The sequence below is a fragment of the Flavobacterium sediminilitoris genome (assembly GCF_023008245.1).
Classification (GTDB): Bacteria; Bacteroidota; Bacteroidia; order Flavobacteriales; family Flavobacteriaceae; genus Flavobacterium; species Flavobacterium sediminilitoris.
Map to the genome: position 1 here is coordinate 3829516 of NZ_CP090145.1, position 12110 is coordinate 3841625.

At 28.7% G+C, this 12110-nt stretch carries 12 protein-coding genes and 2 tRNA genes; 4 read left to right on the forward strand and 10 right to left on the reverse strand.

The annotated features are described in order from the left end of the window. Positions 1 to 74: 74 nt before the first annotated feature. The 4 genes from rpsT to proS form a co-directional block, all read right to left on the reverse strand. A complete protein-coding gene (gene rpsT / locus LXD69_RS17585) occupies positions 75 to 326 on the reverse strand; it encodes a 30S ribosomal protein S20 (RefSeq protein WP_246916379.1) in 252 nt (83 codons plus the stop codon). 146 nt (positions 327 to 472) lie between these two features. Further along, a tRNA-Glu gene (locus LXD69_RS17590) sits at positions 473 to 544 on the reverse strand. A 12-nt stretch (positions 545 to 556) separates the two neighbouring features. Beyond that, positions 557 to 628 (reverse strand) — tRNA-Glu (locus tag LXD69_RS17595). A gap of 90 nt (positions 629 to 718) precedes the next feature. Next, positions 719 to 2197: a proline--tRNA ligase gene (gene proS / locus LXD69_RS17600; protein WP_246916381.1), complete on the reverse strand. Its 1479-nt coding sequence runs from the start codon at positions 2195 to 2197 to the stop codon at positions 719 to 721. A gap of 99 nt (positions 2198 to 2296) precedes the next feature. Here proS and LXD69_RS17605 point away from each other — a divergent pair, with 99 nt between their 5' ends. The 4 genes from LXD69_RS17605 to LXD69_RS17620 all read left to right on the forward strand — a co-directional run bounded on the left by LXD69_RS17605 (position 2297) and on the right by LXD69_RS17620 (position 6736). Then, the gene (locus tag LXD69_RS17605) at positions 2297 to 3286 is read left to right on the forward strand and encodes a hypothetical protein (protein ID WP_246916383.1); all 990 of its coding nucleotides are present in this window, start codon (positions 2297 to 2299) and stop codon (positions 3284 to 3286) included. Between the two features lie 40 nt (positions 3287 to 3326). Next, a complete protein-coding gene (locus LXD69_RS17610; RefSeq protein ID WP_246916385.1) occupies positions 3327 to 4817 on the forward strand; it encodes an OmpP1/FadL family transporter in 1491 nt (496 codons plus the stop codon). A gap of 237 nt (positions 4818 to 5054) precedes the next feature. Then, positions 5055 to 6365 (forward strand): 30S ribosomal protein S12 methylthiotransferase RimO, encoded by a 1311-nt coding sequence (gene rimO, locus LXD69_RS17615; RefSeq protein WP_045972059.1) that lies wholly within the window; start codon positions 5055 to 5057, stop codon positions 6363 to 6365. A 134-nt stretch (positions 6366 to 6499) separates the two neighbouring features. Then, entirely contained in the window at positions 6500 to 6736 is a 237-nt protein-coding gene (locus tag LXD69_RS17620; protein WP_246916387.1) for a YdcH family protein, read from the forward strand. 94 nt (positions 6737 to 6830) lie between these two features. On the opposite strand, the gene LXD69_RS17625 is transcribed toward LXD69_RS17620, so the two are convergent. The 6 genes from LXD69_RS17625 to LXD69_RS17650 form a co-directional block, all read right to left on the reverse strand. Further along, positions 6831 to 7523, reverse strand: a complete 693-nt coding sequence (locus LXD69_RS17625) for a DUF6882 domain-containing protein (protein ID WP_246916389.1) — start codon at positions 7521 to 7523, stop codon at positions 6831 to 6833. Positions 7524 to 7703: 180 nt separating this feature from the next. Then, positions 7704 to 8348 (reverse strand): hypothetical protein, encoded by a 645-nt coding sequence (locus LXD69_RS17630; RefSeq protein WP_246916391.1) that lies wholly within the window; start codon positions 8346 to 8348, stop codon positions 7704 to 7706. Between the two features lie 28 nt (positions 8349 to 8376). Further along, positions 8377 to 8841, reverse strand: coding sequence for a hypothetical protein (locus LXD69_RS17635; protein ID WP_246916393.1), 465 nt, complete (start codon positions 8839 to 8841; stop codon positions 8377 to 8379). Positions 8842 to 8909: 68 nt separating this feature from the next. Continuing rightward, positions 8910 to 9320, reverse strand: coding sequence for a hypothetical protein (locus tag LXD69_RS17640; protein WP_045972049.1), 411 nt, complete (start codon positions 9318 to 9320; stop codon positions 8910 to 8912). A gap of 111 nt (positions 9321 to 9431) precedes the next feature. Beyond that, a complete protein-coding gene (locus LXD69_RS17645) occupies positions 9432 to 10172 on the reverse strand; it encodes a LytR/AlgR family response regulator transcription factor (protein ID WP_045972046.1) in 741 nt (246 codons plus the stop codon). After that, the gene (locus tag LXD69_RS17650) at positions 10169 to 11890 is read right to left on the reverse strand and encodes a tetratricopeptide repeat-containing sensor histidine kinase (RefSeq protein WP_246916395.1); all 1722 of its coding nucleotides are present in this window, start codon (positions 11888 to 11890) and stop codon (positions 10169 to 10171) included. The genes LXD69_RS17645 and LXD69_RS17650 overlap by 4 nt, the downstream gene beginning before the upstream one ends. Positions 11891 to 12110: the final 220 nt, after the last annotated feature.

Sequence of the window (12110 nt, forward strand, 5' to 3'; positions counted from 1 at the left end):
GTTATATCCTCATTTTTATTCATAAAAAAAGCTCTCATAAAGAGAGCTTTGTAATATTTTATCAAGATTAGCTATTATAAAGAAGCTACGAATCTTGTTAATTTTGATTTTAAGTTTGAAGCTTTATTAGAATGAATAATATTCTTTTTTGCTAATTTATCAATCATTGAAATAACTAATGGTAATTTAGCAACAGCATCATTTTTATCAGTAGCTAAACGTAGTGCTTTTATAGCATTACGAGTAGTTTTATGCTGATATCTATTTAAAACTCTTCTTTTTTCGTTACTTCTAATTCTTTTTAAAGCTGACTTATGATTTGCCATTTTGTTTCTTTTTAAGTGTAATAATTATTATAAACTACTAGTTAAAAAAGAAAAACCTCCCACAATTGTGTAAACAATCACTTTGGTTTTAACTAATAAAATAAAAATTTGAGACACTGAACTTTTATTTTATAAAACTTAATTTGTAGCCCGTAGGGGAATCGAACCCCTCTTACCAGGATGAAAACCTGGCGTCCTAACCGATAGACGAACGGGCCATTGAGATTTTGTAGTCCGTACGGGAATCGAACCCGTGTTACCAGGATGAAAACCTGGCGTCCTAACCCCTAGACGAACGGACCATTTGTTTCTCTAATGCGGATGCAAAAATACAACAATTTTTTATTCTTGCAATAGTGAAGCAAACTTTTTTTATTTTTTTTTCATTTTTCTTAATATGCCTTAGCAAAAAGTACTCTTCCAACAGACGGATTCCCAGTAAACACGCAGCTTCCAGCCTCTTCTACCCTATCTAAAGGAATACATCTTATTGTTGCTTTTGTTAAGTCTTTTATCTTCTCTTCTGTTTCTGAAGTACCATCCCAATGAGCCGAAATAAAGCCTCCTTTTGACTCCAAAACAGTCTTAAATTCTTCAAAATCATTTACTTCTGTCGTATGCTCTGTTCGATAATCAATTGCTTTGTTAAATAATTCCTCTTGAATTTGATTTAATTTATTTTTTATAAAATTCTCAATTCCATCCTTAGAAACTACTTCTTTTGTAAGAATATCCCTTCTTGCAACCTCATAAGTTCCGTTTTCTAAATCCTTTGGACCAATCGCAATTCTCAATGGAACTCCTTTTAATTCCCATTCTGCAAATTTAAATCCTGGTTTATGAGTTGTTCTATCATCATATTTAACAGAAATACCTAATTTTCTCAAAGAAACAACTAATTCATCAACTTGATCAGAAATAGCTTTTAACTGTTCATCTGTTTTATGTATTGGCACAATTACAACTTGAATAGGCGCTAAGTTAGGTGGTAAAACCAAACCATTATCATCTGAATGTGTCATTACTAAAGCTCCCATTAATCTGGTCGAGACACCCCAAGAAGTTCCCCAAACATACTCTTGCTTTCCTTCTTGATTTGCAAATTTAACATCAAATGCTTTTGCAAAATTTTGACCTAAAAAGTGAGATGTTCCTGCTTGTAGCGCTTTTCCATCTTGCATTAATGCTTCAATACAATATGTCTCTTCTGCTCCTGCAAATCGCTCAGATTCTGTTTTAAGCCCTTTAACAACTGGAATAGCCATGAAGTTCTGAACAAAATCCGCATATACATTCATCATTCTTTCCGATTCTTCAATAGCTTCTACTTTGGTTGCATGTGCAGTATGTCCTTCTTGCCACAAAAATTCGGCAGTTCTTAAGAATAATCGTGTACGCATTTCCCAACGAACAACATTTGCCCATTGATTAATTAATAATGGCAAATCTCTATATGATTGTACCCATCCTTTATATGTACTCCATATAATTGCTTCACTTGTTGGACGAACAATCAATTCTTCTTCTAGTTTCGCTTTTGGATCAACTATTAATTTTCCTTTATTATCTGGATCGTTTGTTAATCTATAGTGCGTTACAATAGCACACTCTTTTGCAAATCCTTCCGCATTTTTTTCTTCTGCTTCAAACATGCTCTTGGGTACAAAAAGAGGAAAATAAGCATTACTATGTCCTGTTTCTTTAAACATTCTATCTAATTCTGCTTGCATTTTTTCCCAAATTGCATAACCATATGGTTTGATTACCATACATCCTCTTACTCCTGAATTCTCAGCTAAATCGGCTTTAACTACTAATTCATTATACCACTTTGAGTAATCTTCTTCTCTTTTTGTTAAGTTTTTGCTCATTTATAAGGTTTTGGCATAAAAATTGTTTATATTTATTTTAACTAAATAGTTCCACAAAACTAACTATTTTTGTAATGTCCAACAATAAAAAAAAGAGTTATGAAAGCTAATCTATCCTTTTTAAGAAAATTTCACTTGTTTTCCACTATAGGAATTCTAAGTACACTTGCCATTTCGTGTGGTTCATATCAAAACTCATCTTACTATGATAATGATGGGGTTTATGGTACTAACAACCGTTACGAACAAGAAGTCCCTAATAAATATTCAGAACAGAATATAGAACAATCAAATAAATATGCTCAACAATTTAAAAATATGCAAGATGATTATACATATTTTACAGATGTTGAAGATTATTCATCAGAAACAAATGACACTGTTATAACAGTTTACAAAAATAACTATAATAATGATAGATATGGTAGTTGGGGTAGTAATACCAGCGAAGTTACTGTAAATTATTATAATAATGGTTGGAACAATTGGTATTCTCCATATTGGGGTTCAGGATGGTATGGATCAAACTGGGGATGGGGTTACCCATATTACGGTTCAAGTTGGGGATGGAATAACTGGTATGGACCTAGTTGGGGATTCTATTATGGATCAAACTGGGGATGGGGAGGATATTATAACAACCCATATTTTTATGGAAATCACTGGAATCATTATGGTTACTATGGTAGAAACAGAAATATTGCTTATAACTCTGGAAGAAGAGGTGGTTCTAGCTACTATTCTAACGGAAATAGATATTCAGGATCTAGATACAGCACTGGAAGAAATAGCATTTCACCAAGAAGTAATTACAACGGAAGAAATTCTACAATAAGTACACCTAGAGGCACAAGATCTAACACAGCTATAAGCCCAAGAAATAATTATTCTACTCCTAGAAGTAACAGTACAAGAAATAATTATTCTACTCCTAGAAATAACACACCAAGAAGTTCTTATTCTACACCTAGAAGCTCTTCTAACGGAAGTTTTTCAGCACCTAGAAGTTCTGGCGGCAGCAGATCATCTGGTGGTGGACGTTCTGGTGGAGGTGGACGATCTGGCGGCGGAAGAGGTGGAAGAGGATAATCAATAAAAAATGAAAATTTAGATTTAGAATAGAATTGCTATGAAAAAAATTTATATACTATCTTTATTCTTATCCTATTTTGTAGGGATAAGTCAGGAAAACACGTCTAAAGATGCACTTCGCTATGCTGTAGATGATATTACTGGAACTGCTAGATTTAGGTCTATGAGCGGTGCTTTTGGTGCCGTTGGTGGAGATTTATCTTCTATAAATATAAACCCTGCTGGTTCTGCTATTTTTAGCAACAATATAGCCAGTATAACTGCTAGCAGTTTCAATATTAAAAATAACTCAAATTATTTTGGCACAAAAACAAAAGAGAATTATAGTGTTTTAGATTTAAATCAAATAGGAGCCGTTCTTGTATTTACAGATAGTAATCCTGAAAATAATTGGAAAAAAATATCTGTTGCTATAAACTATGAAAATGCTAATAATTTAGACAATAGAATATTTTCAGCAGGTACAAATCCAAATAATTCAATAGGAAATTATTTCTTAAATTTTGCTCAAGGAATTCCCATAAATGTTCTTGAAAATTATTCTTATTCAGATTTAGATTTTGGAGGACAACAAGCTTATTTAGGATACAATGCTTACTTATTTGATTTAGAATCTCCTGAAACTTATATAAGTAATGTTCCTTCTGGACGTTATTATCAAGAAAATCAAATTGTTTCTAACGGATACAATGGAAAGTTATCAGGAAACTTTGCAACATCATACAAAAACAAACTATTTTTAGGAGTAAATCTTAATGCACATTTTACAGATTTTACAAAAAGATTTAGTGTTTTTGAAAGTAATAATAATCCAATTAATGATCTTCCTCGTTCATCAATTAAGCATATAAGATTTGACAACGAATTATATACTTATGGAAGTGGGTTTTCATTTAATTTAGGAGCTATTTTACAAGCTACTAAAGAGTTTAGAATTGGTTTAGCTTATGAATCACCTACATGGTATAATTTAAATGACGAGTTAATACAAGGTATTGAGAGTGTTAGCATTAACAATCCTGATAATAATTCTAATCCTAAATTTTACCCTGATGTACTTAATATATATCCTACTTATAAATTAAAGACTCCTGAAAAATGGACTGTAAGTGGTGCTTATGTATTTGGTAACAGAGGTTTAATAAGCGCTGATATTTCTAGAAAAGATTATAGCAATACTAAATACAAACCTACTAAATACTATGACGACTTAAACATAGATATGAGTCAAAATTTGACTCAAGCTATAGAAGTCCGTCTAGGTGGTGAATATAGAATAAAACAATTAAGTTTAAGAGCTGGATATCGTTTTGAAGAAAGTCCTTTTAAAGTTGACTATGCAATGGGAGATTTAACTGGCTATTCTGGAGGTATTGGATATAACTTTGGAGAGAGTAAATTAGACTTAGCATATTCAAATAGCCATAGAAATTACAACCAAAGTTTTGTTTCTTCTGGTATGAATGATACTGCTAGAATAAGAACAATTCAAAATAACGTAACACTTACCTACTCTATTAATTTTTAAAATAATTATAGATTACAATAAAACAAGAATCCTTCTTAACCGAAGGATTTTTTTATACCTAAGCGTAAACTTATAGCCCTGATGGAAGCGACATCCTTTTTCTTTATATATAAGTTTAAAAATTTGATATAAAGAAAAAGATAAAGCAAACAGCAGGTAGAAACTTTTAAAAAACTCACAAGCGATACTGCTTCTAATGAATAATTTTATGTAATTTTGCACCTCAATTTTAAGTATATGAGAACCAAATCGTTAAAGAAAAATAAAATCAACGTAATTACACTTGGATGTTCTAAAAATGTTTATGATAGTGAAGTTTTAATGGGTCAATTGAAAGCTAATGGCAAAGAAGTGACACATGAAGCAACTAAAGATGAAGGAAACATTATTGTAATTAATACTTGTGGTTTTATTGATAATGCAAAAGAAGAATCGGTGAACACGATTTTAGAATATGCTGATAAAAAAGAACAAGGTTTAGTAGATAAAGTATTTGTTACAGGATGTTTATCGGAACGTTACAGACCTGATTTAGAGAAAGAAATTCCTAATGTAGATCAATTTTTTGGTACTACCGAATTACCGTTATTATTAAAAGCTTTAGGTGCTGATTACAAGCATGAATTAATAGGTGAACGTTTAACAACTACTCCTAAAAACTACGCTTATTTGAAAATTTCAGAAGGTTGCGATAGACCTTGTAGTTTTTGTGCTATTCCTTTAATGAGAGGAAAACATGTTTCTACTCCTATTGAAAAATTAGTCATTGAAGCCGAAAAATTAGCTAAAAATGGAGTTAAAGAATTAATCTTAATTGCTCAAGATTTAACCTATTACGGATTAGATATCTACAAAAAAAGAAACTTAGCTGAATTATTAGAAAATTTAGTAAAAGTTGAAGGTATTGAATGGATTCGTTTACATTATGCTTTTCCAACAGGTTTTCCAATGGAAGTATTAGACTTAATGAAAAAAGAGCCTAAAATTTGTAATTATATTGATATTCCTTTACAGCACATTTCAGATAGTGTTTTAAAGTCGATGAGAAGAGGAACTACTTATGAGAAAACAACTAATCTTTTAAAGGATTTTAGAAAAGCGGTTCCTGAAATGGCTATCCGTACTACTTTAATTGTAGGTTATCCTGGCGAAACAGAGGAAGATTTTGAAATTTTAAAGAATTGGGTTGAAGAAATGCGTTTTGAACGTTTAGGCTGTTTTGCTTATTCACACGAAGAAAATACACATGCTTATAGTTTAGTAGACGATGTTCCATATGAGGTGAAACAAGAACGTGCTAGAATTATTATGGATATTCAAGCTCAAATTTCTTGGGATTTAAATCAAGAAAAAATTGGACAAACTTTTAAATGTGTAATTGACAGAAAAGAAGGAGAATATTTTGTAGGAAGAACCGAATTTGATAGTCCAGATGTTGATAATGAGGTTTTAGTAGAAGCTTCTAAACATTATTTAAAAACAGGTGATTTTGTTATGCTAAAAATTACGGATGCAACAGAATTTGACTTGTATGCAGAACCTGTTTAAGCATTTATTATAATATACAAAATCCTCATAGCATAAAAGTTATGAGGATTTTTTTTATTTTGGAATGATAAATATCACATTCTCTTCTCTCTATTGATTGTATATTTGAATAAATAATTAAAACTGAAAGTAGAATGATTACAAAACACCAATTAACAGTTGATTTCCCAGAATTTGAAACTAAAATTCATGAATTAAAGATTTCTGATAATCATTTCAAAAAATTATTTGATGATTATGACACCCTAGACCATGAAATCTATAGAATTGAAAGCAATACAGAACCTGCTTCCGATGATACTCTAAATACATTAAGGGTTGAAAGAGTTCACATTAAAGATGAAATTTATAATTATTTAAATCAAAAATAATCTTTTTACAAATAACATTAAATCCTTTTCAGTTTTTGAAAAGGATTTTTTATATCTATTCTTTTATTTATACTTAAAAAGTAAATCTTCAAAATTATTCTACAATTATTTTTGAATTAGTAATTTTCAATAATTTTCCATTAGTATCAAATGTTCCTAGAATTTGATTTTCTCCTTTTTTTCCTAAAATAGTGTCTCCAGATAGTTTCACTTCATATCCTTTTTGATTTAGATAACAAAATAATCCATGTTTATGTCCGAAATTCATTCTAGAAACTGTTTTAGAAAAATGAGAACAAATAAGCGCAGGTTCAATAATTTTTTTTGCATCTACTAACTCCGAATTCAATAAAACATAAATTTTTATATTATTAAAGGCTAAAGATGTATAACAACTCGATTTAATTAATCCATTTGCTACAAAAGAAAAATAATGCCCTGGATCTTCTTCCGTTTCTATTTTTGCTGTGATTAAATTTTCTATTCCATGACGTTCTCCAATAAGTTTCATTGCTAAAGATGCTTCTAAAAATTCTTCTGGAATATCACTTTCTTTATTTGCCCAAGCCCATAACCATTCTTTTTGGGTTTCGGAATAGGTTCCTAAAACCTGCATTCTAAACACATAATCTCCATAAACAACTGTACCGTTTAACATATCAAAAGACCATGCTAATTCTTCTACCAAATCAAAAAAAGCATCTTGACGTTCAAATGTTAAGGCTACTGTTTGATTATGCAATTGGGATAAACTTACTTTCGGTTGTTGATTTTGTATTGGTTCCATGTTTTTATTTTAAATCTTTTTCATCATATTTATATATAAATCAAAACTGTTTCATAATGTTCTTTTAATTTTCACTTCCTACATTTTATTTCATAACATAAAAGTTAGGAGGATTTTTTTTTGATAAACTATTTAAAAAGGAGAAAAAAAATAGTTAATGATTTGTTTTTTTTTATTTACTTAAAGTATTGATTCTGTCTTTTCTACTAGAAGTGAAACTAAATTTTTAGGCAGTGCTTTTTGAGTATTTATATAAATTTCTAAATTGTTTTCTTGTTTAATTATCTTAAATTCTTCTGCTTGTGTAATAATTATTTTTTCTATAGTTTTCCAAACTTCTAAAGCCAAAGCATCTTTGCATATAATCTCAACAGCTTGTAAAAAATCAGTTATTAAATCTTTACAATTTAAACGAACATTTCCTTCTTGTAAATCCGTTTTACTTAATGTAAAATCAATTGGTATTTCTAATATTTCTTGCTGTTTTTGTATCCATCTTTTTAATTCTAGAACACTTATTCCCGATTCATTACTAATAGGTCTACTTACTGTTCCTTTGGATAATTCTACTGCTAATGCTTTTGGTTGTTTAATTGACAATAAAGATATCTCTTGAAAATTAAAAAATAAAACTTCATTGTCTTCCGTTTTCATGCATACAAATGTTTGATATTCTTCTTTTAAAATATCAACTACATAACCTTCAACATAAGTACCGTTTTTAAAAGTTAATGCAATTTTCGTTTCTCTTTTTTCTTTAAAAATTATTTCAATTATTGAAAACGGAGATTGTGCTTTAAATTGATCTATATATGCTATTTCCATAATATATTCAATTACTTTATTTTAAATTTTATACTGCTTCTTTATCTATCTGATATTGATAATATTCTAAAGTTTCTTGCCTTATAAACGAAGTGTATTCATTACCTTCTGTAATACTTCTCAATATCGCAACATTTTTTTTCCATGCATCACCATCTAAAGCATTTAAATATCGATTGAGTAAAATAATAGAAGTCAAATTTGGATTTTGAATATTACATTCAATTAATTGCTTACTATATATTGAATAGTTAGGTTTATCTATACTTTCTATTAAATGAATAAATGAAAAATCTTCCTCCATTTCTGGATTATGCTTTTTTAGAAAATTGAAAAGTGTTTTAATTAGTTGTTCTTTATGTAAATCTTCCAGTATTTTCAAATTATCAATACTTTCCATAATTCCATCAAAAAAATCGCTAACTTTATAATCTTCCATTTCTTCATTGACTTTGAAAGTATTAATTTGCAAAAGTATTTGTTCTATATTCATTTTTTATGGTATATGATTAAGAAATAAAAAACGCCATTTTTAAAAAATAGCGTCTCCTATTAAAAATTTTATAAGTTATTCTCTAATAAATCAACCAAAACTTCTGTTCTTTCACTTACTTTATCTGCATTTAAAATAGGACTATGGTTTACCTGTAAAACGCCATTTTCTAAAGTATATGCATGTGTAGGATTATGATGATCATCTTTATTAACTATAATTACTTTTTGCAAACCTTCCTTCAACGCTTCTTTTCCCATATCGTCTGAAGATATTGCAGTAAAGGCTTCAATAAGTGGTTGAAAATAAATTTTAGGATAACTATCTGTGTATAAATGTAAAAAACGATCTTCAAATAAGGTTTCCCATTCAATCTCTAGTGTTACATCAAAGCCCGCAGCAATATCAATTTTTTGCTTTAATGCTGGATATTGTTCCTCTTGAAATTCTTTTGTAAATCTTTTTTCTTTAAGTCCCATTTTGTATTCTATTTTAGGTTACTTTTAAATTAATGTATTAAAATTATACTAAAATATAGGATTGCTAAAAACGATTTTACAAACGTGGTTTTTGATTTTATATCCGCAATTTTATTTAGACAAATTCGCTAAAAATTGCTTCAAATAACTTTTCTTTCTAGAGGCTAAAGGTATTTTTTCTCCATCTTTTAATACTATATCATTAAGAACTATGGAATCTATATATTTTATATTAATTAAGTGTGATTGATGTACTCTTACGAATGTATGATCGTTTAATATATTTTCGTAATATTTCAAATTTCTTGCACTCATTATTTTTTTGTCCTTTGTATAAAAAATGGTATAGCTTCCATCTGATTGACATCTAATAATTGTATCTATAGGTAAAACATGTCGTTCTTGAGTGTTTTTTATAAGCAATGTTTTTTGAACATCGTTTGCATCTGTTTGTGCCATTTTATTCATTAAACCAATATACTCTTGCTCTTTTTGATAAGCCACTCTAAATCGGTTTATACATATTGCTAATTCGTCAGAGTCTATTGGCTTTAACAGATAATCTATAGCATCTACTTTTATGGCTTTTATAGCAAAATCATCATAAGCTGTAGTAAAAATAATTTTAAAATTGATTTTTTCTAATGCGTCTAGTATTGAAAAAGCATTGCCGCCAATAAGTTCTATATCCATAAAAACCAAATCGGGTGTATTGTTTTTCAAAAACGAAATAGCTTCACTTACTGTATCTATTTTAGCAATAATTTCAATATCTTTTTGTGTATATTGTAATAGCTTTGATAAGGTATTTAATGCATTAAATTCGTCTTCTATTATAGCAACTTTTATCATGTAATCTTTATTTTAAAAGTTATTTTAGTTCCTATGGGTTGCTTTTCTGAATTATATAAATCTTCTATTTGAAACGTTTTCTCTTCTGCTTTTTTACGCAGTTTTAATCGTTCCATAAAAACATCAGTAGCATGTAGTGCTTTACTTTTTCTATGCTGCTTTGAATAGTTAGATCTTCCTACTCCATTGTCTTTTATTTCAAAACACAATTGATTCTTTTCTTTAAAAATATTCAATTCTAAAATACCTTCCATTTTTTTTCCTTTTAATCCATATTCAATTGCATTCTCTACAAAGGGTTGTAAAAGCATAGGTGGCACTTTTAAACTTTTAGTATCGCAATTTTCTCCAAGGTTTAAAATATATTGAAATGAATCATCAAAACGTAATTGTTGTGTTTCTATATAATTTAAAATCATATTAATTTCCTCTTCAAGCGTAATTTCTTCTTTGCGTACATAATCAAAATTTTGTCGAATCAACTTAGAGAATTTTGCTATATAATTTGACGATTTTATGTAATCTTCTTCTAAAGTTATATTCTGTATTGCTGCTAATGTATTAAAGATAAAATGCGGATTCATTTGCACTCTTAATAAGTTTTGTTCTAATTTTGAAGCTCTGTTTGCTGCTTTCAATTTTGTAATGTATAGATAAGCTCCTAATAAAATTAACAATAAAGATAAAGTAATCAAAAGACTTCCAAAAAGCCATTTATTTCTTTGATTAGTTTGTTGTTGATATAACAATTCAATTTCTTTTTCTTTTACTTGGTACTTTACCGTTGCAAAACCTAATAGTTTCTCTTTTTCAATAGCTTGCAATTCCACTTGCAGTTGGTCTCTTTCTATTTGATAATTTAAAGCTTCTTCAGAATTTTTATCTTGTATGGCTAAAGTAATTAACTTATCTAATACTTGAATTTGCTCAGGTATATTTTTATTCTGTTTGTAAATTGTTAAAGATTGCTTATAATTTACTATTGATTTATTTACATCTTTATTTAAAAAGTAGACATATCCTAATCCTTTATAAGGTGCTGCATTAATTGCATTAATATTTTTATTTAATTGAATTGCTCCTTCTAAAAACTGAATAGCCGATGGATATTCTTTCGTTTCTATATAAATAAAACCTATGTTATTGAGAATCTTTACTATTGTTTGTGGTGCTTTTATATTTTGCCCTAGTTTTAAAGATTCTTGATATATTTTTAATGCCTTATTATACTTTTTTTGTTTTAGATATATTGCTGCTTCATTACTTTTAATAGCTATTTTAGAAACAGTATCTTTTTCATAAGCAAAAATTTCTTCTGCTTTTTGAATATATTGTAATGCTTTTGAATAATCTTCCAAGATAAAATGAAGTTGAAACAACTGATTATTTGCCTTTCCTAACATTCTTTCATCTCCTAATGATTCAGCCGTATGCAATGCTTCTAAAGCATATTCTTGCGCTTTTTCAAAATTTTCAAATCTTAAATTTGCAGCACTTAATGTTATTAAACTTCTGGTTTTATTGTATTCGTCTTTTTGTTCTACAAATAAATTATACGCTTTTTTATGTTCTATTATAGATTCTAAATAAAAATCATTTACATAATAAACTTCTCCTTTTTTAAAAAATAATAAAGCCGCTTGTTCTGATGATATTATTGAAGAATGAAGCTGTAAACTATCTAAAATCTTTATCGCTTTTTTAGGATCATACTCCATAAGGCTATCCGTTTTGCTTATGATAGCATCAAACTGGTTATCGCTTTCTTTATATTTTGTGCAACTTTGTAGATGGAAAAATAATGCTAAGCAAAAAAGGGATTTATAAAAAAAACAATACCTCATGTTTTTATAATGGAGTTCTAAAAAACGAAAGTAGTCTTTTACTCTCAGAAGAGAAACTTTTTTAACATCAAATAACAGATTTAAAACCATTAAC